This window comes from Propionicimonas sp., from assembly GCF_034927565.1.
Classification (GTDB): domain Bacteria; phylum Actinomycetota; class Actinomycetes; order Propionibacteriales; family Propionibacteriaceae; genus Propionicimonas.
In genome coordinates, this window is record NZ_JAYFPT010000115.1 from 1 (window position 1) to 20,322 (window position 20,322).

General features: G+C 71.1%; 23 protein-coding genes and 1 tRNA gene. 16 read left to right on the forward strand and 8 right to left on the reverse strand.

Translation table 11 applies throughout. The annotated features are described in order from the left end of the window. Position 1 precedes the first annotated feature (1 nt). The 3 genes from VB080_RS15345 to VB080_RS15355 all read right to left on the reverse strand — a co-directional run bounded on the left by VB080_RS15345 (position 2) and on the right by VB080_RS15355 (position 3,576). A tRNA-Pro gene (locus tag VB080_RS15345) sits at positions 2-78 on the reverse strand. A gap of 53 nt (positions 79-131) precedes the next feature. After that, a complete protein-coding gene (locus VB080_RS15350; protein WP_323419325.1) occupies positions 132-1,037 on the reverse strand; it encodes a metallophosphoesterase in 906 nt (301 codons plus the stop codon). A gap of 13 nt (positions 1,038-1,050) precedes the next feature. Further along, positions 1,051-3,576, reverse strand: coding sequence for a transglycosylase domain-containing protein (locus tag VB080_RS15355; protein WP_323419326.1), 2,526 nt, complete (start codon positions 3,574-3,576; stop codon positions 1,051-1,053). A gap of 308 nt (positions 3,577-3,884) precedes the next feature. On the opposite strand from VB080_RS15355, the gene VB080_RS15360 reads away from it, so the two are divergent. The 7 genes from VB080_RS15360 to VB080_RS15390 all read left to right on the forward strand — a co-directional run bounded on the left by VB080_RS15360 (position 3,885) and on the right by VB080_RS15390 (position 8,222). Next, on the forward strand, positions 3,885-4,163 hold the full coding sequence (locus VB080_RS15360; RefSeq protein ID WP_323419327.1) for a WhiB family transcriptional regulator: 279 nt from the start codon (positions 3,885-3,887) through the stop codon (positions 4,161-4,163). 81 nt (positions 4,164-4,244) lie between these two features. Beyond that, positions 4,245-4,403, forward strand: coding sequence for a DUF4177 domain-containing protein (locus VB080_RS15365; protein ID WP_323419328.1), 159 nt, complete (start codon positions 4,245-4,247; stop codon positions 4,401-4,403). After that, on the forward strand, positions 4,403-4,894 hold the full coding sequence (locus VB080_RS15370) for a RidA family protein (protein ID WP_416339647.1): 492 nt from the start codon (positions 4,403-4,405) through the stop codon (positions 4,892-4,894). Before VB080_RS15365 ends, VB080_RS15370 begins: the two co-directional genes overlap by 1 nt. A 55-nt stretch (positions 4,895-4,949) precedes the next feature. Continuing rightward, positions 4,950-5,624, forward strand: a complete 675-nt coding sequence (gene nth, locus VB080_RS15375) for an endonuclease III (RefSeq protein WP_323419352.1) — start codon at positions 4,950-4,952, stop codon at positions 5,622-5,624. Next, positions 5,621-6,187: a TlpA disulfide reductase family protein gene (locus tag VB080_RS15380; RefSeq protein WP_323419329.1), complete on the forward strand. Its 567-nt coding sequence runs from the start codon at positions 5,621-5,623 to the stop codon at positions 6,185-6,187. The genes nth and VB080_RS15380 overlap by 4 nt, the downstream gene beginning before the upstream one ends. Continuing rightward, on the forward strand, positions 6,184-6,831 hold the full coding sequence (locus tag VB080_RS15385; RefSeq protein WP_323419330.1) for a CoA pyrophosphatase: 648 nt from the start codon (positions 6,184-6,186) through the stop codon (positions 6,829-6,831). The genes VB080_RS15380 and VB080_RS15385 overlap by 4 nt, the downstream gene beginning before the upstream one ends. Positions 6,832-6,953: 122 nt before the next feature. Further along, a complete protein-coding gene (locus VB080_RS15390) occupies positions 6,954-8,222 on the forward strand; it encodes an MFS transporter (protein WP_323419331.1) in 1,269 nt (422 codons plus the stop codon). A gap of 31 nt (positions 8,223-8,253) precedes the next feature. Here the strand turns inward: VB080_RS15390 and VB080_RS15395 are convergent, their stop codons facing one another. Then, complete coding sequence (locus VB080_RS15395; RefSeq protein WP_323419332.1) at positions 8,254-8,739, reverse strand: phage holin family protein; 486 nt, start codon at positions 8,737-8,739, stop codon at positions 8,254-8,256. Positions 8,740-8,792: 53 nt separating this feature from the next. Continuing rightward, positions 8,793-9,551, reverse strand: coding sequence for a class I SAM-dependent methyltransferase (locus tag VB080_RS15400; protein WP_323419333.1), 759 nt, complete (start codon positions 9,549-9,551; stop codon positions 8,793-8,795). Between the two features lie 123 nt (positions 9,552-9,674). Here VB080_RS15400 and ssd point away from each other — a divergent pair, with 123 nt between their 5' ends. Genes ssd through VB080_RS15420 form a run of 4 tightly spaced genes read left to right on the forward strand, consistent with a single transcriptional unit; the run spans position 9,675 to position 13,381 of the window. Beyond that, positions 9,675-10,709, forward strand: coding sequence for a septum site-determining protein Ssd (gene ssd, locus VB080_RS15405; RefSeq protein ID WP_323419334.1), 1,035 nt, complete (start codon positions 9,675-9,677; stop codon positions 10,707-10,709). Beyond that, positions 10,702-11,850: a TadA family conjugal transfer-associated ATPase gene (locus tag VB080_RS15410; protein ID WP_323419335.1), complete on the forward strand. Its 1,149-nt coding sequence runs from the start codon at positions 10,702-10,704 to the stop codon at positions 11,848-11,850. The genes ssd and VB080_RS15410 overlap by 8 nt, the downstream gene beginning before the upstream one ends. Next, positions 11,847-12,632 (forward strand): type II secretion system F family protein, encoded by a 786-nt coding sequence (locus tag VB080_RS15415; RefSeq protein WP_323419336.1) that lies wholly within the window; start codon positions 11,847-11,849, stop codon positions 12,630-12,632. Before VB080_RS15410 ends, VB080_RS15415 begins: the two co-directional genes overlap by 4 nt. Continuing rightward, entirely contained in the window at positions 12,629-13,381 is a 753-nt protein-coding gene (locus VB080_RS15420; protein WP_323419337.1) for a type II secretion system F family protein, read from the forward strand. The genes VB080_RS15415 and VB080_RS15420 overlap by 4 nt, the downstream gene beginning before the upstream one ends. A 175-nt stretch (positions 13,382-13,556) precedes the next feature. Here VB080_RS15420 and VB080_RS15425 read toward each other — a convergent pair whose 3' ends face one another. Continuing rightward, the gene (locus tag VB080_RS15425) at positions 13,557-13,874 is read right to left on the reverse strand and encodes a type II toxin-antitoxin system PemK/MazF family toxin (RefSeq protein ID WP_323419338.1); all 318 of its coding nucleotides are present in this window, start codon (positions 13,872-13,874) and stop codon (positions 13,557-13,559) included. Position 13,875: 1 nt separating this feature from the next. Beyond that, positions 13,876-14,334, reverse strand: a complete 459-nt coding sequence (locus VB080_RS15430) for a ribbon-helix-helix domain-containing protein (RefSeq protein ID WP_323419339.1) — start codon at positions 14,332-14,334, stop codon at positions 13,876-13,878. A gap of 234 nt (positions 14,335-14,568) precedes the next feature. Here VB080_RS15430 and VB080_RS15435 point away from each other — a divergent pair, with 234 nt between their 5' ends. The 4 genes from VB080_RS15435 (at position 14,569) to VB080_RS15450 (ending at position 15,798) form a co-directional block, all read left to right on the forward strand. Continuing rightward, the gene (locus VB080_RS15435) at positions 14,569-14,769 is read left to right on the forward strand and encodes a DUF4244 domain-containing protein (protein ID WP_323419340.1); all 201 of its coding nucleotides are present in this window, start codon (positions 14,569-14,571) and stop codon (positions 14,767-14,769) included. 74 nt (positions 14,770-14,843) lie between these two features. Beyond that, positions 14,844-15,170: a TadE family type IV pilus minor pilin gene (locus VB080_RS15440; RefSeq protein ID WP_323419341.1), complete on the forward strand. Its 327-nt coding sequence runs from the start codon at positions 14,844-14,846 to the stop codon at positions 15,168-15,170. Beyond that, a complete protein-coding gene (locus VB080_RS15445) occupies positions 15,167-15,544 on the forward strand; it encodes an Rv3654c family TadE-like protein (protein WP_323419342.1) in 378 nt (125 codons plus the stop codon). Before VB080_RS15440 ends, VB080_RS15445 begins: the two co-directional genes overlap by 4 nt. Positions 15,545-15,615: 71 nt before the next feature. Further along, positions 15,616-15,798: a DUF1918 domain-containing protein gene (locus tag VB080_RS15450; protein ID WP_323419343.1), complete on the forward strand. Its 183-nt coding sequence runs from the start codon at positions 15,616-15,618 to the stop codon at positions 15,796-15,798. A gap of 212 nt (positions 15,799-16,010) precedes the next feature. On the opposite strand, the gene VB080_RS15455 is transcribed toward VB080_RS15450, so the two are convergent. Further along, positions 16,011-18,347, reverse strand: coding sequence for a DEAD/DEAH box helicase (locus tag VB080_RS15455; protein WP_323419344.1), 2,337 nt, complete (start codon positions 18,345-18,347; stop codon positions 16,011-16,013). A 455-nt stretch (positions 18,348-18,802) separates the two neighbouring features. Between VB080_RS15455 and VB080_RS15460 the strand changes: the two genes are divergently transcribed. Then, entirely contained in the window at positions 18,803-20,320 is a 1,518-nt protein-coding gene (locus tag VB080_RS15460; protein WP_323419345.1) for a methyltransferase, read from the forward strand. Positions 20,321-20,322 lie beyond the last annotated feature (2 nt).

Sequence of the window (20,322 nt, forward strand, 5' to 3'; positions counted from 1 at the left end):
CTGGTCGGGGTGACAGGATTTGAACCTGCGACCTCATCGTCCCGAACGATGCGCGCTACCAAGCTGCGCCACACCCCGATCAGCCCCGATGGTGCCAGGGCCGAGTGGCAGTTTAGCCGAAGCTCTGCCGATCAGCGAAACGTGCCCGGTGTGAGGGTCAGCAGGGTCGCCTCGGGCGGGCAGGCGAACCGGTAGGGGGCCATCGGCGACATGCCGAGACCGGCGGAGACGTGCAGCCAGGACGACTTGTCGTCCGCCTGGTGGTGGGAGAGGCCTTTGACCTGGTCGGTGGGCAGGTCGCAATTCGTGGTCAGCGCGCCGTAGCCGGGGACGCAGACCTGGCCGCCGTGGGTGTGGCCGGCGAAGATGAGCTGCACGCCGTCCCTGGTCATCGCGTCGAGCACCCGGCGGTAGGGGGCGTGGGTGACGCCGATCGCCAGATCGGAGCCGGCCTCGGGCGGTCCGGAGACCAGGGCGTAGTGGTCGAGGCCGAGGTGGGCGTCGTCGGTCCCGCGCAGGTCGAGGCTGACGCCCTGCAGCCTCAGCGAGGCACGCGCCTGGGTCAGGTCGATCCAGCCGCCGCGGGACAGGGCGGTCCGCAGCCGCTGGGTGGGGATCGGGTTCGCATCGGTCACCCCGTCGCGCGTGGTGGGACGCACCACGTAGCGCAGCGGGTTGGAGAATCGCGGCCCGGAGTAGTCATTGGAGCCCATCACGAACACACCGGGGACATCCAGCAGCCGTCCCAGCGCCTCGGCGAGAGTGTCGATCGCCCCGGCCTCGGCGACATTGTCCCCGGTGTTGACCACCAGGTCGGGCTCCAGTGCAGCCAGGGTGGAGATGAACCTGGCCCGGGCCCGGTTGCGCACCAGCAGGTGGGCGTCGGAGATGTGCAGCACCCGTAGTTGGGGTGCCCCGGCGGGCAGGACGGGGACACTCACCCGACGCAGCCGGAAGCTGCGCGACTCCACGAACGTGCCGTACGCGACGCAGCCGGCAGCGAGCAGCGCGGCCCGTCCGGCGAGCTTCCCGATCACAACTGTCCCACTGTCAGCGGCCCCGTTTGCCACCGTCGCCCTGTCCGCCGGGCTGGGTGGGCTCGGTCGGCTGGGTGGTCACCGGCACGCACACCCCGGGCGCCGGAGTGGGCTGGAGGACCTCGCCCTCCCCGCAGGTCGGGGGTGGCAGGTACTTCGCGCACTCCGACTTGTCCATCCGTCCGGCGTTGCACCAGGCCTCGGAGCCCTTCTTCGGCCCGTTCGAGACCAGGATGCTGATGGCAGAGCGCTTCGGGGCCGAGCCGCTGGGGCTGAGGCCGACCAGTGTGCCCTTGTCGGCGTCGGAGTCGACCTTGGAGACGTACCAGCTGAACCCGGCCTTCTCCAGCGCCTTCTGGCAACTGGAGAGACTGCGTCCGCTGCAGCTGGGGACGCTGACCCGTTCACCGCGCAGCACCGACTGGGACGGCGACTTGAACTTGACCGAGGTGTCGTAGTCCTTGATCACCGCGCTCAGTGCTGGCTTGAGGAGGTGGCCACCGGCCTCGGAGCCGGACGCACCCTGCAGACCGTGCCCGGAATGCTTCAGCCAGGCACCTCTGATGTAGGTGTTCTTGCGGTGCGAGTAGTAGTCGGCGAACCGCTGGCCACTGTCGTAGGAGATCACCGCACCGGCCGCGATCTCCGGGGTGTAGCCCATCGTCCAGATCGCCTTGTTCTTCGAGACGGTACCGGTCTTGCCCGCCATCTGAACGCCCCACAGCTTCGCCGGCGTCGCCGTCCCGCCGTTCATCGGGCCCTGGAAGATGTAGTTCAGGGAGTCGGCGACATCCTTGTCGAGTACCCGCCGGCAGTTGGCGTCCGGTACCGGCAGTTCGGCGCCCTGCTTGGTCTTGATCGAGTCCAGCAGGATCGGGTCGCAGTGCACGCCGCGGTTGGCCACCGTCGCGTAGGCCGAGACCAGCGAGAGCGGTGAGACCTCGATGGCGCCCAGCGTGAAGGACGGGGTGCTGTCGTAGGCCATGATGCTGGGGTAGGTCTTGGTGGGCATGCCCATCTTCAGGCCCAGTTTGGTGGCCATCGTGACCGACTCGCACACCCCAGCGCCCTGTTCGAGCTGGGCGAAATAGGTGTTCACCGATTTCTTGACGCCGGTGAACATGTCGATCGCACCGCCGTACCCGCCGGTCACTGGCCACTTCGTGGCGGCGAAGTTGCCCTTGCAGCTCCGGTAGATCTTGCCGGTGAAGTCCATGTGCTGTTTGGCCTGGTACTTGCCGTAGGCGCCCATCCCCTGGTCGAGAGCCGCCGCAGCGACGAACATCTTGAAGGTTGATCCGCCCTGGAAGCCTTCAGCGCCCCCCTCGGCCTTGGTGACCGCGTAGTTGTAGTAGGTCTCGCCCTTCCACTGGTCCTTCTTGCCGTCGGCGGCCTTGTTGTCGCCCATCTTCGGACGGCTCTGCGCCATGGTGACGATCCGTCCGGTGCTGGGCTCGATCATCGTGACCACGCCGATCACCTGGTCACGCGCGTCGATGTAGTTGGAGATCGCCTTCTGCACCTTGCGCTGGTTCGACGGCTTGATGGTGGTCTTGATCGTCAGACCGTCGTTGTAGAGCCGGTCCTTGCGCTCGTCATAGGTGGAGCCGAGCGGGCTCTGGTCCGACTCGAGCAGGAAGTACTCGGCGTACTGGCAGATGAACGGGAACTCGGCGCTCTTGCACCCCATCTTGTTGTCGGTGACCTTCGACTGGTCGAAGTCCTCCGCCTTGGCTGCGGCAGCCTCCTCGGGGGTGATGTCGCCGATCTCGAGCATCCGGTCGATCACGTTGTTGCGGCGCTCGATGGCCAGGGCAGGGTTCTTGACCGGGTTGGTCAGCAGCGGGTTGCGGACCGAACCGGCCAGCATCGCGGCCTGGGCCAGGTTGAGCTTGCTGGCCGAGACCCCGAAGAAGTGCTTGGCGGCGGCCTCGACACCGTAGGCGCCGTCGCCGTAGTAGCTGATGTTGAGGTACCGCTCGATGATCTCGTCCTTGGAGAGCTTCTGCTCCAGGCCGATCGCATACCGCATCTCCCGGATCTTGCGGGCGACGGTGTTCTCGGTGGCCTTGTCATAGGCCTGCTTGTCGTTGGCGTCGAGAGCGTCCTGGACCAGCCGGAGGCGGACGTACTGCTGGGTGATGGTCGAACCGCCCTGGGTGACGCCGGACGCGGTGCTGGCCAGCGCCCGCAGGGTGCCGGTGAGGTCAATTGCGCCGTGCTCGCGGAACCGATGGTCCTCGATGGCGATCTGGGCCTTGACCATGATCGGAGCGATCTTGTCCAACCCGACGACCACCCGGTTCTGGTCGTAGAAGGTCGCCAGCAGCGATCCGTCGGCGTTCAGCAGCCGCGAACGCTCTGCTTCCGGCTGGACGTCGAGGTCGGTCGGCAGGTCCGCCAACCCGTTCATCATGTCCTTGCCGCCGCTGGTCAGCATGCTCGTCGCGGGCACGCCGAGGCCGGCGACCAACAGGCCGCCGAGCACGGAAACCCCGAGGAACATCAGGAGCGAATAGAGGCGTTTGCCCAGATGCATGCATTCCAGAGTACGTGATGGGCCTGCGTGCTGCCGAACGGCACCCGGTGTTGGTTTCGCGGTTTCGGCAGCGTGGACGGTGGGGTCGTGAGACGCTGGTCTCCGACAGAACCGGGACGGGCTGGCGTCCCTTCTGGCCGGCTTCGTGGCTGCCGTCTCAAGGGGTGAGCCGTGGGAGTCCAGCAGCTGATATCTGGGGGCCTGGTGCGGCATCGCTCCTAGCCGGAGGCCCGGGCAATGGTCTAACCTTTTGATCACGCCCGCAACCAGAGTGTCCTCCCGCAGGGCCACGTGAGAGGTGTAGCGCGTTGAAGCTCGCACATACTGAAGACTGGACCCTTCAAGCCAAGTGCCGTGGAATGCAGGACGACCTGTTTCCCGAAGGGGCAGAGCAGAAACGCGTGCGCGTGCTGTGCTACGCCTGCGAGGTGCGCAACCACTGCCTGGCCGAGGCTCTCGACAACCGCATCGAATGGGGCGTGTGGGGCGGCATGACCGAGCGGGAGCGCCGTCAGCTGCTCCGCCAGCGCACCGACATCACCTCCTGGACCGCCATCCTGTGCCCGCAGGAGCGCGGTTCCCACTGATCCGGGAAGCCGTCATCCGGGAAGCCGTCCAGCGAACGCGGGACGATGGCCCTCGGCAGCGCCGCTGAGTACGGTGTGCGCATGACCACATGGGAGTACGTGACCGTCCCGATCCTGATTCACGCGACCAAGCAGATTCTCGACACCTGGGGAGCCGACGGGTGGGAGCTCGTCCAGGTGGTCCCCGGCCCGAATGAGCAGAACCTGGTCGCCTACCTGAAACGCCCGGTGGAGAAGTGATGTCCGGCGACCTCACCGACATCCCGGCCTCCGCCCGGCTCGCCGAGCTGGGACTGGAGCTCCCACCGGTCGCCGCGCCGGTGGCGGCCTACGTCCCGGCGCTGGTGTCGGCCGGCCAGGTGTTCACCTCCGGCCAGTTGCCGTTCGTGGCCGGCACGCTCGCCGCGACCGGTGTCGTGGGCGACGAGATCACCCCCGAACAGGGCTACGACCTCGCCCGGACGGCGGCACTGAACGCGATTGCCGCCGCTGCCAGCGTGGTGGGCGGCGTCGACGGTATTCGCCGAGTGGTGAAGGTGACCGTCTTCGTCGCGAGCACGCCGGGGTTCGGTGGCCAGCCGCAGGTGGCCAACGGTGCCTCCGATCTGCTCACGGCGGTCTTCGGTGCCGGCGGCAACCACGTCCGCAGCGCCGTCGGTGTCGCCGCCCTGCCCCTCAACTCACCGGTCGAGGTGGAACTCGTTGCCGAAACCAGCTTCGACCCCTTCTGAGGCGTCGTCGTCCACGGGTGGCCGGCGGGCGACGGGGACCCAGACCCGGCCGGCGCTGGTCCGGCGGGCCCGGGCGATCTACCGCACCCTGGGCGAGGTCTACCCGGACGCGCACTGTGAGCTTGACTTCGCCACCCCGCTGCAGCTGCTGGTGGCGACAGTGCTGTCCGCACAGTCCACCGACAAGCGGGTCAACACCGTCACCCCCGCGCTGTTCCGGCGCTACCCGGACGCGGCAGCGCTCGCGTCCGCCGATCGGGCCGAACTGGAAGACCTGATCCGACCGACCGGCTTCTTCCGAGCCAAGACCGACTCGCTGATCAAGCTCGGGCTCGCCCTGGAACGCGACTTCGGCGGCGAGGTACCCGGCACGCTGGCGCAGCTGGTCACCCTGCCCGGGGTGGGACGCAAGACCGCCAATGTGGTGCTGGGCGACGCCTTCGGCGTGCCCGGGATCACCACCGACACCCACGTCATCCGGCTCGCCCGGCGGTTCGGCTGGACGACGTCCGACAAGCCCGAGGTGATCGAGCGCGAGATCGGCGAACTGTTCGAGAAGCGCGACTGGGTGCTGCTGAACCACCGGGTGATCTGGCACGGACGGCGGTGCTGCCACGCCCGGCGCCCGGCCTGCGGGGCCTGCGCGGTCGCCGGACTGTGCCCGTCCTACGGGGAGGGGCCGACCGACCCGAAGGTCGCCGCCGGCCTCCTCCGGGAGCCGCGGGGATGATCCGGCGGTGGGGCCTGGTCGCCGCGGCGATCCTGCTGGCCGGCTGCTCGGCAGTACCGGTACCGTCGCCGAGCCCGTCGGTCGACCTGGTGGCGGCCCGCCGGGCTGCCGGGATCGCCGACTGCCCGGCGGTCACCGCGCCGGCCGTCCCGGGCGGACTCCCGGAGATCGAACTCGACTGTCTGGGGAGTGACAGCACGGTGAAGCTCAGCAGCCTGCGCGGACCGCTGGTGCTGAACCTGTGGGCACAGTGGTGCCCGCCGTGCCGGAAGGAGGCTCCGGTACTGGCGCAGTTCCAGTCGGCGCGGCCGGACGTCGCCCTGATCGGGCTCGACTACGACGACCCGCAGCCGGACTGGGCGATCGAGTTCGCCCAGTTGTCCGGCTGGACCTACCCTCACCTGGTTGACCCCGACAAGACCACGACGGACCCGCTGGCCGTGCTGGGGATTCCGTTCTCGATCCTGGTCGACGCCGAGGGCAGGGTGGTGGCGAGGCAGGCTGGCGGATTCACGTCGCTGGCCGAGCTCGAGGAGTGGGTCGATCAGGGGCTGGCCTCATGAGCGGGCTCCCCGCAGAACTGGGGGACCTGCGTCCCCGGTTCACCGCTGCGGACGCACTGGCGCACCTGCGGGGTGCCCGGCTGCCGACCGGAGCCCGGCCCGCCGCCGTTCTGATCCTGCTCGGCCGCCCGGCCGACGACTACGAGATCGTCTTTGTGGAGAAGACCGCCACGCTGCGCAACCACGCCGGCCAGATCGCCTTCCCGGGCGGCTCGCTGGAACCGGACGAGACCGATCCGGTTACTGCCGCGCTGCGTGAGGCCGAGGAGGAGGCGGGGATCGACCCGGCCACGGTGGAGGTGCTCGGCGTGCTGCCGACCGCGCACATCGTCCGCAGCGACTTCGACGTGACCTCCGTGGTGGGCTGGTGGCGCGATCCGGTGGAGCTGGTGCCGGTGGACACCGTCGAGATCGCCGCCGTCCACCGGATCGGGGTCCCTGCCCTGCTCGACCCGGCCAACCGGCTGACCTGGATGCTGCCCAACGGCTACGCCGGGCCGGCGTTCGTGATCGGCGACCTGTTCATCTGGGGGTTCACCGCCTTCCTGCTGGACGGGCTGTTCGACCTGCTGGGCTGGACCACGCCCTGGGACGCGTCCCGCACCTCCGCGATCCCGCCGCGGTTCTTCAGCGAGCGGCTGTAGCGGCACCGCCGCCCCGCTGGACGGGCGTGCCGGTGTGGGTGCAGGCAGGATGACGGGCTCGGGCGAGCGGACGGGGTTGGCCCCGGACGGAAGCGCCCGGGCGGCGGGTATACGTTGTTGTCGTGCACAGAATCCCCGACCCCAGGCGCAGGGGTCGGGAGGAACTGTCGGCACGCTCAGCCCGGGAACGGCTCCCGCTGGCGGTCTGGATCGTCGCCGTCGTCGGTTTCTTCATCGCGATCGGGTTCGGGGTGATGTCGCCGGTGCTGCCGGTGTACGCCCGGGCCTTCGGCGTCTCCACCTTTCTGGTCGGCCTGGTGGTCAGTTCACTGTCCATCGTGCGGCTCGCCTCCATGCCACTGGCGGGCTCCCTGCTCACCCGCGTCGGTCCCCGCGAACTGGCGATCGCCGGCAACCTGCTGCTCGCGCTGACGACGGCCCTGATCGGGTTCTCCAACTCCTACGCCGGCGTGCTGGTCTGGCGCGGGCTGGGTGGCTTCGGCTCGGCGCTGTACGGGGTGTCGTCGATGGCGCTGGTGTTCAAGGTGGTGCCGCCGCACCTGCGCGGCCGCGCCAACGCGCTCACCGGTGGTGGCTTCGTGCTGGGCGGCATGGCCGGCCCCGCCCTGGGTGGACTGCTCAGCGGGGTGAGCATCCACTTCCCGTTCTTCTTCTACGCGGTCACCCTGATCTGCGCCGCGGCGGTCATGCTGGTCTTCCTGCCGGCGACCCGGCCGCCCACCCGGGAGCAGCGCTCGGCGTCCCAGCTGACACTGCGCGCCTTCGTCCGCGACCCGCGCTTCCGGGCTTCGCTGGCGATGAACTTCGCCAATGGCTGGCAGTCGAACGGGGTCCGCGCGCTGGTCGTCCCGCTGTTCGTGATCGAGGTGCTGGGACAGACCACCGCGATGACCGGCGTCGCCTTCGCCGTGGCAGCACTCGCCCAGGCCTGTTGCCTGCCGCTGACCGGCTGGGCGGTTGACCACCTGGGACGCCGGACGATGCTGCTGGCCGGAGCTTCGGTCACAACGGTGATCGGGGCGCTGGTCGCCCTGGCCCCGTCCTTCCCGGCGCTGGTCGTGCTGCTGTGCGTCTATGCGGTGGGCGCCTCGGCTGCCGGGTCGGCTGCCCAGGCGCTGCTGGCCGACACCGTTCCGGCCACGGCCGGATCGGCGCTGTCGGCCTACCAGATGGCGGGGGACTCGGGGATGATCGTCGGTCCGCTGGTCGCCGGGGCGATCATCGACGTCGCCTCGATGCCGGTGGCGATGGGACTCGGGTCGGTGTTGTTCGTGGCGGCGGGGTGGCTGGCCTGGCGGGTGCCGGGCCGGACGCTGCCCCCGGTCGGCTCGGACGCCCTCGAACCAGCGCCCGCCCACGGTCACACCTGAACGCGCGCTGGCGCCGAGGCTCCCGGCCGGGCTACTTCTCGAGCTCGGGTTCGAGCTCTGGTCCGGAGCGGCGGCCGCTCAGGGAGAGTCCCTTGACCTCCTGCAAGCCGTCGCTGACCGCCTTGCGGACCTCGGCCACCGACTCCTCGGCCTGGCTGATCGCGGCCTTCGGCTTGCTGAAGTTCATCCGGGAGCGTCCGATCAGCACCAGCAGCCCGGCGACCACCAGCAGCAGCACGGCCATGATCGAGAAGCCCCAGGCGGCAGCCCCGAATGCCGACAGCGAGAACCAGGTGGCGAAGCCGAGGGAGAGCAGGAAGGACAGGCCGAAGAACAGCAGTGTGACGGCCGTGATCGCGACGTAGGCAGCCGCGCCGAACAGCCCGGCACCGACGGCGCCCGACTTGGCCTGCGGCACCAGTTCGGCCTTGACGAGTTCGATCTCGCCCCTCACGATCGCCGTCACATCCGCCTGGATGTTGGCGATGATGCCGGCGAGATCCTGCTGCTCAGCCATGTCAGGCTCCTTCACGGTGCGTTAGGCCACAGCGTAGACGAGCGGCACGGGGCTCACAGCGTGATGCGCAGACCGATGTCGGAGGACTCCAGCGACGCGGTCAGTTCGGAGTGGTCGACCACCGCACGCCAGCAGGCGACCGTGTAGGGCAGCAGCAGCGGGTCGGGCACGCGGGCGGCGGAGTCGTAGAGCTCGCCGACCTCGGCCAGCACGCGGTCGCGTTCGTCCGGCGGGGCGGCGGCGATGCCGGGGGAGGCCTGGACCATGGCCAGCAGCTCGGGCTTGCCGACCGGTACCCAGCGGCGGAAACTGCGCTGTTCGACCTCCCGGAAGTACTGGTTGTGGGCCATGGCTGCCTCGGTTCCGAGGTAGCCCGAGTCGGTCATCGCCCGTGGGTCGAGACTGCGCAGGATGCCGCCGAGCCGGCGTACCCAGGGGACGGAGTCGTCCCGTCCGGTGTGGACGACGGCCAGTGTGCCGCCCGGGCGGAGCACCCGGGCGAACTCGGCCAGGGTGAGTCGTGGTGCCAGGGTGTGCAGCAGGTCGGCGATCACCACCTGGTCGAACAGGCAGGGCGCGAACGGGATCGCGTCGGGCGAGCCGGCAACCACGGTCAGGTCGGGACGGTGGGCCGCCGCGGCGGCGGCCCTGGTGACGTCCCGGTCGACCGCGGCGATCCGAGCCTCCGGGGTGGCGAGCCGGCGGGCGATGCCGACCGAGCCGGCGCCGACCGCGAGGACGGAGGTGGCCCCGGGAAGCGCGAGCCAGTCCAGGGCGGCGACCGGGAAGCCGCTGGGGTTTGGGCTGGTCATGGCCGCATCGTACGGCGCGATCGGTCGTTGGGCGTCGAGGCGGGGCTGTGGACAACCGAGAGTTTTCCACAGCTGGGCGATTCGGTTGAACCGTTGTGGGCCGGGTTGCCGATAGTGCACGACGTGGACGAACGGGACGTACTGGTGGTGGCAGGCCCGGGCGACGTGCAGGATGTCGTCCTCTCGGCGGCGGCCGCGCAGGAGGTGGCTGCCGCGGTGGTGACGGCGGCGGACGAGGTGGCCGTCCGCTGGCGGGCGGCGGAGGCGGTCTTCATCGCCGGTGACCTGGCGGAGTCGGTGGCGTTGCGGGCGCTGCCGCACCGGGACGGGGTGTTCCTGGTGGGGGAGGATCCGGCAGTGCTGGCGCTGTGGTCGGCACCGCTGGGCGCGCGGGTGATCAGTCTGCCGGAGGGGGCGGGCTGGTTGGGGGCGGTGATGACCGACCCGGGGCAGGGCGGGGGGCGCGCACCGGTGGTGGCGGTGCTGGGCGGCTCGGGCGGGGTGGGGGCCTCGACCCTGGCCGCCACCCTGGCCTGCCTGGCGTCCGTCCGGTCGGGGGCGTCGGCGCTGGTCGACACCGACCTGGTCGGCGGCGGTATCGACCTGCTGCTGGGGGCCGAGCAGGCCGGTGGCTGGCGCTGGCCGCGGCTGAGCGGTGCCGACGGCCACGTCGGTGACCTGCGGGCCTACCTGCCCGCCGTGGCAGGCGTCTCGGTGGTGTCGATGGCCCGTGGGCCGGCGATCGACCTGGCGCGAGAGCCGCTGGCGGCGATCGTCGGCTCGTTGCGGCGCAGCCACGGGCTGGTGGTGGTCGACCCGGGTCGTGGCCTGACCCTGGCGGCGCGCGAGTCGTTGCGGCTGGCGACCCGGGTGGTACTGGTCGTGCAGGGCGGTGTGCGCGGGGTGGCCGCCGCCCGCGAGGTGGTGCGGGCCCACCAGCTGGAGGAGGCCGCCCTCGTCGTGCGGCGGGTCAGGCAGGGGGTCGCACCGGCGGTGGTGGGCGAGGCCCTCGACCTGCCGGTGGTCGCTGAACTGCCCGCCGACAAGGTGCTGGCGTCTGCTGCCGAGCGCGGCGAGCCGCCGACCAGGGCCGGTCGTCGCTACCTGGCGGCGTGCCGGAGGCTGCTGGCCGCGTTGCTGGAGGACGATCATGGCTGAACTGCCGGTGGAAGCCGTCCGGGGCTACCTCGGACGGCGCGGGCTGGCCGCCGGGCCGGTCGAGGTCGGCCTGGCGCTGCGCAACCTGGGACATCTGGTGAGCGACTCCACCGTTCGGGCGACGGTGGCGGCGCTGCGCCGGGACAGCGTCGGCGCCGGACCGCTGGATGACCTGCTCGGCCTGCCGGGGGTGACCGACGTCCTGGTCAATGGCCCCGACGCTGTCTACCTCGATCGTGGCCAAGGGCTGGAGCCGGCCGGGGTGAGTTTCGCCGATGATGCCGAGGTGCGGCGGCTCGCCGTCCGGCTGGCGGCGTCGGTCGGGCGGCGGCTGGATGACAGCTCGCCGTTCGTTGACGCCCGGCTGGCTTCCGGCGTGCGGGTGCACGCCGTGCTGGGGGTGGTTGCCGACGCCGGCACCTGCCTGTCGCTGCGGATACCGCGGGCCGGACGGATGACCCTGGACGACTGGGTGGCCGGCAGCACCATGGCTCCCGAGGCAGCGCAGGTGCTGCACCAGGTGGTCGCGAGCCGCCGGGCCTTTCTGGTCTCCGGCGGCACCGGATCGGGGAAGACCACGCTGCTGGCCACCCTGCTGGGCCTGGTGCCGACGGCCGAGCGGATCGTCGTGGCGGAGGACTCGCGCGAGCTGGCCCCCGACCATCCGCACTGCCTGCGGCTGGAGGGCAGGCCTGCCAATGCCGAGGGCGTCGGCGCGGTCACCCTTACCGACCTGGTGCGCCAGGCGCTGCGGATGCGTCCGGACCGGTTGGTGGTCGGCGAGGTGCGGGGGGCCGAACTGGCCGATCTGCTGATGGCGCTCAACACCGGCCACGAGGGAGGCTGCGGCACGATCCATGCCAACTCGGCTGTTGACGTGCCGGCCCGGCTGGAAGCACTGGGTGCCCTCGGAGGCCTGGGACGGGCCGCGCTGCATGCGCAGGTAGCGGCGGCCCTCGACCTGGTCGTGCACATCCGCCGGCTACCCGACGGGCGGCGGTGGGTGGACGAGTTCCGGGTGATCGCCCAGGATCCTGCCACCGGGCTGTGCCGGGCCGAACCCGCGCTGCGCTTCCCACTGGCCGGTGGGGTGGTGCGGCTTGCCGGCGCTGCCGGGTTGGCAGAGGCAGTGGCCCCGTGATCGGCTGGGCCGGGTTGGCGGCCTTCGCCGCGGCCTGGCTGTGGCAGCGTCCGGCGGCCGGGCTGCGACGGCTGGCTGTCGAACCACGGGCAGCGCCGGTTCCGGCCGGGCATCCGCTCCGGCTGGCGGTGGCTGCGTTGGTGTCGGTCGGGCTGGCGGGGGTTGCGTGGGGTGGCTGGGCCGTCGGGGTATCACTCGCCCTGGTGGTGGCCTGTGCAGTCTGGGTGGTGCGGCGGCAGCGGGGGCGGACGGTCTCCCAGCGGGCTGCGTCCGAGGTCGTGCACGGGTGCCAGTTGCTCGCCGGACTACTGCGGGTGGGGTTGGTGCCGGCGGCTGCGCTCCGCGCGGCGGCGGAGGAGTCGCCCCTGCTGGCCGAGGCGGCAGCGGTCGCTGCGCTGGGAGGCGAGGTGGCCCCTGCGCTGCGCCGGGCGGCCGAGACGCCGGGCTGTGCCGGGCTGCAGGAGGCGGCGAACGCCTGGGAGGTCGCCGAGCGGACCGGTGCATCGATGACGGTGAGCCTGGATGCAGTTGCCGACCGGCTGGCCGCCGACACCGAGCTTCGCCGGACGGTGGCCACCGAGCTGGCGGCATCCCGGGCCACCGGGAGACTGCTGGCCGTCCTGCCTCTCGCCGGGCTGGGGATCGGCTACGCCCTGGGTGGAGACCCGGCTGCCTTCCTGCTCGGGACACCGGTTGGTGAGCTCTGCCTGGTGGCTGGCGTGGCGCTGGGATGCGCCGGTCTGGTGTGGACCGACCTGCTCGCCGAACGGCACGGGGGGTGACCACGGTGGTGTGGGTGGTACTGGCCAGCCTGGCGATGGCAGCGGTGGTGCTGGCCCTGGTACGGCCGCCGGGGGAGCGGCGGCTCGCCGAGCCGGGTCCGGCCCGCGGCGTTCCTGCCTGGCTGGCTCCGTTGCCGGACGCGCTCGGGGTACGGCAACGAGCCCTTGCCGCGGCGCTGGCCGCGGCCGGGGTGGCGATCTGGACAAGTGGCTGGGGCTGGGCCACCCTCGTCTGCGCGGCGCTGGTCGGCGGGGTGGGGTTCGTGGTGCTGGGCAGGTTCGAACCCTCATCCCGGGCCCGCCGACGGCAGCAGGTGGTGTCCGGGCTTCCCCAGGCATGCGACCTGCTGGCGGTAGCGGTCGAGGCCGGGTTGCCGTTGCGGGTCGCCGCCGAACGTGTGGCCGAGGTGGTGGGTGGGCCGGTCTCGGAGGCAATCGACGGCGTGGTCGCCCGCGTGCGGCTGGGCATCCCGGACCGTCAGGCCTGGGCTGAACTGCGCACGGAGCCGGGGCTGGAGGTACTCGGACGGGAACTGGCGCGGGTGGCGTCCTCAGGAATGGGGGTGGCCGGTCTGCTACGAGAACTCGCCCGGGACGCGCGGAAGAGTGCGGCGGCCGATGCCCAGGTGCGGGCCCGGAAGTCCGGGGTGTCCAGCGTGCTGCCCTTGATGCTCTGCTTCCTGCCCGCGTTCGTGCTGCTGGGCATCGTCCCGATCTTCGGCGGCATCATCTCGACGGTGTTCCCCTGAGCCAATGCTGATCGGCCTGCCCCGGCGCAGATCCATCCGCTCGTGGCGATGAGCGAGTGTTCTACAGAAACCGGTTCAGGATGGCGAGACGAGGGAGCATTCCCCTCGAACGGCCTCGGGGAACCGGATTGTGCGACCGGCCGATACACGTAGCCGCCGCAATCAGGATGTGGTGTCAGGTTTCGAGGAGGGCGATGTCGAGGTCGTAGGCGAGGACAACAGCTCTGGCCAGAACCGTCTCCTGTTCGGAGGTCAGGAAGCCCACGGTCCGTCCGAGCAGACTGGACGGGATGGTCACAACGTTGTCCAGAGAAATCACGCTCTGCTGCCCAAGGCCGTTGGCCGGCCCTACCGGGACCTCACTACTGAGGCCCTTGGCGGTCGATGTGATCGGCGCGACGGTGACCTTCGTCATGGCGGCACGGGCCGCCTCGCGGGTGAGCACGACCACCGGGCGGATCTTGTCCAGCCGAGCGAGGCAGATCTCCCGCACGCTAGTCGGCGGTCTCCAGGCGGCCGGCTGTCCAGTCCACCAGCGGATCCAGGTCATCCTCGACGACCTGCCGGCGGAGGACCTCGGCGTCCCCTTCAGCGGCTTGGCGCCGCATCTCGCGCTCCAGCGCGGCACTGACCAACGCGGCGCGGCTGGTTGCCTTGCCCCGGGCTACAGCTTGGTCGAGGAAGGCCACCATCTCATCGGGCAGCCGGACTGCGATCTGGGTGCTCACAGACGCAACCGTGCCAGAGATGCATCCCAAATCGGGATTCAGCCTCATGCCTCGATTGGGGCGACTTCCCGACGCCGTCTCGCCGACCAGCACGGTCAACTCGGCGAGTTCGAGCCCGTCCTGCAACAGCTGTGCGACCGGGGCCATGGTGAACGGCCACCGATCGTTGCTGGGGCCCAGTTCACCGACCACCTCGCGGATGGGCGAGGTACTGAACGCGGTCATGGCCGAAGCGTAGGACGGGTGTCCGACATCGCAGCCGGGCGGTGACGACGACGCGTGGTCGCCCCGCCATTGCTTCCCCAAGAGGCGGCCTCGCCGAGCGAGTCAGTTATCCACAGCCGGGCGCCCGAAGGGCCGGTCATCCACAGCTTCGCAGATTGGGTGAACCGAACCATCCCCGGTTGCCAATGCTGTGGGCACGCCCTATCCGGGGCGCTGTTCGACAAGGAGGAAGACATGACGGCTGTGATGGCCAAGCGCAAGCGGGACGAGCGTGGCATGACGACGGCGGAGTACGCGGTGGGCACGGTGGCGACCGTGAGCATCGTCGGGGCACTGATCGGTTTCGTCAACAACGAGGCGTTCCGGAAGATCCTGGAGGGAATCATCCGGGCCATCGTCGACGTGATCATCGCCCTGATCACCGGCGCGGGCTGATGGCGACGACGCGGGGCGGGCGGCAGGAGGGGGCCGCCCGCCCCGGCCGGTCAGGCAGGGGCGGTGAGCGCGGCATGGTGACTGCCGAACTGGCGCTGGCCAGCTTGGCGCTGGCACCGGTGGTGGCCGCGCTGGGCTGGGTGTTCGGCGTGCTGGGACTGGCGTTCCAGTGCCAGGGCACCGCCAGCGAGGTTGCCCGGCAGCTTGCCCGGGGCGACCAGGCGGCGGCCGCCCGCGCCGAGGCGGCAGCGCCGACGGGTGCTGTCGTACGGGCGAGCCGGTCCGGTGACGAGGTGCGAGTGGTGGTGACCCTGCAGGCCAGGCCGTGGGTGGCCTGGCTGCCGGCGGTTCCGCTGGAGCTGGGCGCCACCATGCTCGCTGAACCTGAGGAGCGACGGTGACTGGTCGAGGCGAGCAGGGCTCTGGCTCGATGCTCGCGGTGGCGGGGTTGTTGCTGACTTCCCTGATCGTCGTCGGCATGCTGCTCGCCGGCACTGCCGTGGTGGCCCAGGGCCAGGTGCGGGACGCCGCCGATCTGGTGGCCGTGTCGGCAGCCACCGCCCGGGCCGGGGGCGACGACCCCTGCCGGGCCGCCGCCGAGTTCGCGGCTGCCAACCAGGTGGAACTCGCCCGGTGCTCCGTGGCCGGTGATGACCTCGACCTGGTGGTGAGCGTGGTGGTGGCCAGGCGGCTGACGTTGCCGAACTCAGGTCTGGGGTTCGACCTCCGGGCCGCGGCGAATGCCGGCTGGCTGGCAACGGCAGAACTCGGATGAGCTGGAGGCGTCCTCGGTTCCGCTGTGCACGGGCCGGTTCCGTCCTATGGTGATGGTGGAGGTGATCAACGATGCAAGCCTTCATTGGTGACCAGGTCGTTCTTCACGGCAACAAGGTCGGCGCTGCCGATCGCCGCGGGGTGGTCACGGAGGTCCGCGGCCAGAACGGCGGCCCGCCCTATGTGGTCCGGTTCGAGGACGGCCACACGACGGTGGTGTTTCCCGGAACGGACTGCGAGATCAAGCACAGCTGAAGTGCCCGGTGGACCGGTCGCACGGCAGGGCTCGGCCGGCGAGGTGGCTGGAGCGTGTCTTCCTATCCCCACGGTGGCCTGCTGCGTGGTGCCCCGTGGGCGTCTCGCGGCGTTGTTGTCGGTCGGCGATGCGCCACATCGCCTCCGTCCTGGGCCTTGCGAGCCACTCCGCGGGACCCCGCTCGCGACGGCCAGGGATGGGCAGACATGCTCTAGGCCGCGGTGGTGGCGGGCTGTGCCACGCCGAGGGCGACCGCCAGCAGGGTGATCGCGGCTTGTTTGTCGAGCGGTTGATTTCCGTTGCCGCATTTGGGGGAGACGACGCAGCGGGGGCAGCCGGCCTCGCAGGGGCAGTCCCGCAGCTGGTCGAGAGTGGCCGCCAACCAGTCGCTGATCGCGTCGAAGGCGCGTTCGGAGAACCCGGCGCCCCCCGGCTGGCCCTCGTGGACGAAGATCGTTGGTCGCCCGGTGTCCGGGTGCAGCGCGGTCGACAGCCCGCCGATGTCCCAGCGGTCGCACGGGGCGAAGGCCGGCAGCAGGCCGATGGCCGCGTGCTCGGCGGCGTGGGCCGCTCCCGGCAGGGCCTTGGGGTCGATGCCGGTGGCCGTGAGCGCGCTGTCGTCCAGCGTCCACCAGACGGCGCGGGTCTGCAGGCTGCGGACCGGTGACTCCAGCGGCGTCGAGTCCCAGACCTTGCCGGTCACCTCGTCGCGGCGCAGATAGCCGGTGACTTGGCTGCTGAGTTCGACCGCGCCCAGGTGCACGACTGCCCCGGGCAGCCGCCACTGCCGTTCGTCGGTGAGCACCCGCAGGTCGGAGACTCCTACCGCCTGGGTGAAGAAGGGGTCGCTGCACGGTGTGACCAGGGCGCTGCGCGCCTCACTGTCGTAGTCGGTCACCAGCCACTGCTCGCCCTGATGCAGGTAGATCGCACCGGTGTGCACCGTCCGGTCAGCAGCGTTCGGGTCGACCTGCCCGATCACCCGTCCGGTGCCGGCGTCCACGATGTCGACGCTGCCGGCGCCGAGGCTGCGCAGGTCGATGGCGTCCACCGCCCGCTCGGGACGGGTCCAGTACCAGCCGGCAGCCCGCCGCCGCAGCACACCGTCGGCGGCGAGCCGCTCGGCCAGCCTCACGGTGGTCGGGCCGAACCAGACGGTGTCGGCTTCGGTGAGCGGGAGCTCCTGGGCGGCGGCCGCCAGGTGCGGGCCGAGGACGGCGGGCAGCCAGGGGTGCAGCACCGTCCGCTCGACCGGCCGGTCGAAGACCAACTCGGGATGCGTGCACAGGTAGGCGTCCAGCGGCTCCGGCTTGGCGACCAGGACGGCGAGCGCGTCCCGCCCGTCCCGTCCGGCCCGGCCGGCCTGCTGCCACAGCGAAGCAAGCGTGCCGGGGAAGCCGCAGCTGATTACTGCGTCCATGCCGGCGATGTCCACGCCGAGTTCGAGGGCGTCGGTGCTGGCTACGCCGCGCAGACTGCCGTCGGCCAGCGCGCGTTCCAGCGCCCGGCGGTCACCGGCCAGGTAGCCGGCCCGATAGGACGCCACCGAACCGGGGTCGGTGACCAGCTTCTGCGCCCGCAGTGCCACCAGTTCGGCCTGCACCCGCGAGGTGGTGAAGGTCAGCGTCTGGCGGCCGTCCCCGATCAGCCGGGCCATCAACTCGGCCGCCTCGGCGTGGGCATCCTCGGCCGGTTGCCAGAGGCAGAAGTCAAGCGCCGGGCGACGCGAGCCGTCCGTCTCGACCGCCACCGCCTGGTCGACGCCGGTGAGGGCAATCAGGTGGCCGGCGGGATCGGCCATGGTCGCCGAACTGGTGATGAACACCGGGTCGGCGCCGTAGTGCCGGGCCAGGCGGCGTAGCCGGCGCAGCACCGCCGAGACCTGGGCGCCGAAAATGCCGCGGTAGCGGTGCGCCTCGTCCACCACGACATAGCGCAGATTGCCCAGCAGCCGGGCGAACCGAGCATGGTTCGGGAGCACCGAACGGTGCAGCATGTCGGGGTTGGTGAGCACATAGCAGGCGAAGTCGCGCGCGAACCGGCGCTCGGGCTCGTCGGAGTCGCCGTCCAGCGTGCTCACCCGGAAACCGGGCAGTTCCAGTTCGCGGCAACTGCGCCACTGGTCGTGGGCCAGTGCCTTGGTGGGCGCCAGGTAGAGGGCGGTGTGCGGGGCCTCATCGAGGAAGACGCGCTGGTTGCCTGCCGGTGCGAGCCGACTCCTGCCGGGATCGGCGCGGAGCGGCCCGGGTACAGGAAGATGCTGATGTGCCAGCCGTCCCTCCAGCGTCGCGGCGAGCACCGGGAGCAGATAGGCCAGCGTCTTGCCCGAGGCTGTCGGTGTGGCCAGTGCCACGTGCGACCCGGCGAAGGCCGCCTCGGCGGCAGCAACCTGGTGGGACCACGGCCGCTCGATCCCGAGCCGTGCCGCCGCCTCCCGCAATTGCGGGCCGACCCATTCCGGCCAGTCGGCCGGCACCCCGTCGCAGGCCGGGCGGTGATGGACATGGCACAGCCGGGGATCGTCCTGCATCCACTCCGGCAACGCCATGCGCCCCAGCCTGCCACGCCGGCCCGACAGGGTGGCCACGCCGCCCCGGGGCCGGGGGAAACCTGCTGACCCTGGCGCCTCCTGCCCGGCTGGGTGGTGAGCCGAGCGGGGTGAACCGATGCCTTGGCTGAGCTCGAGCCTCGGGCATGGATGGTTGACGAGGCAGGCACCGGTGAGCGCATCCCAACCCGAAGGATGCCGCACCGGGGCGGGGCCCGCCTGGCAGTGAAGCAGTCGCTGGGCTCGATGGACGGCGGACGGAGCGGCCCCGGGTGGCGGGTTCGACCCGGGACCTCCAGACCGGCCTCGGGAGGCCACCGGGTGACAGGCCCGACCTCCAGAATCGCGGCACTGGTCGTGGGCGGCCCGGGGCGTCCGGCTGCGGTGTGGAAGGCTGTCGGCATGCTCACTCCCGATGCCCTCGCGACGAGCTGACCCGGCTGCGGCAGGCGGGCATGTGGAAGGCTGTCGGCATGTTCACTCCCGGTGCCCTCGACCAGGTGCGCGACCAGCTGCTGGCCATCGGCTACACCCTCGACGGCGTCGAACGCCGGCTCGGCCCGCAGGCGCTGGCGGGCCTGGCGCGCAACAGCAGCGTCGCGGCGAGTGAGGCACTCGGTGACGCCGATGACCCGCAGGCCTGCGCGATCCGGCTCTGGCTGCTGCAGCAGCCCGTCGCCGTCCGTGGCCTCGGCGGGCTGCCGATCGAGGCGCTGGTCGAAGCGGGGCTGCTGGCCGGTACCGACGAACTCCGCGCCGCCGTCGAACTCAAGCCCTACGGCTCCGAGACTCGTTCCGGCTGGCTCTGCTCCGACCAGACTCCGCTCGACGGACGGGTGGGACGGCCGCGGCCGGACTTCGTCCTCGGCGCCTCGCCCGCCTCGACAACCCTCGCCCAACTCGTGCCCAGGCAGTCGGTGGACTCAGCCCTCGACCTCGGCACCGGCTGCGGCATCCAGACCCTGCACCTGGCCGACCACTGTGGAAGCGTCGTCGCCACCGACCTCAACCCGCGTGCCCTCGACCTGGCCCGGATCACCCTCGGCCTCAGTGGCGTCGAGGCGGATCTCCGGCTCGGATCGCTCTACCAGCCGGTGGCGGGCGAAGGCTTCGATCTGGTCGTCACCAACCCGCCGTACGTGATGTCGCCTCCTGGCGGCGAGCTGATCTATCGCGAGGGCGGGTTCGAGGCCGACGGGCTGATGCGGGAGGTGGTCGGGTCCGTCCCGCTGAACCCGGGTGGCACGCTGGTGGTCCTGGGCAACTGGGCCGAGACCGCCGACCGTCCCTGGCAGGAGCGGGTGGCGGAGTGGCTTCCGCCGGGTTGCGACGCGCTCGCGCTGCAGCGCGAGGCGCTCGACCCCTACGAGTACATCGAGATCTGGCTGGCGGACGCCGGGCTGCTCGGCACACCGGCGTACCTGCCCGAATACCGCCGCTGGCTCCGGTACTTCGAGGCCAGCCGGATCACCGGGGTGGGGATGGGCTGGATTTTCGTCCGCCGCACCGGTTCGGTCAGTCCCGACATCCGGCTTGAGGAATGGCCACACTCGGTCGCCCAGCCGGTGGGGGACGCGATCGCTGCCCACTTCGAGGCGATCGATCCTGCCACCTGGCCGGACGTGCGGCTGCTGGCAGCCGCCTGGCGCTGTTCGCCGGCCGTGGCGCAGGAGACCATTGGCCGCCCGGGAGCGGACGACCCCGAGCACATCGCGCTGCGGCAGTCGAGCGGACTGTGTCGCGCGGTCGCGGTTGACACCGCCCTGGCCGCGGTGGTCGGCGCCTGCGATGGCGACCTGCCGCTCGGGGTGCTGCTGGCCGCGACCGCCTCCGTCCTGGAGGTCGACCCGGACGCCCTCACCGCGGATGTCCTGCGGCGGCTCCGTCCGCTGATTGCCGACGGCTTCCTGATCCCCGAGCCGGATTGCTCTCAGCCGGGCCGCGTGGCAGGCACGCCGGACCGTTTCTCCTGACC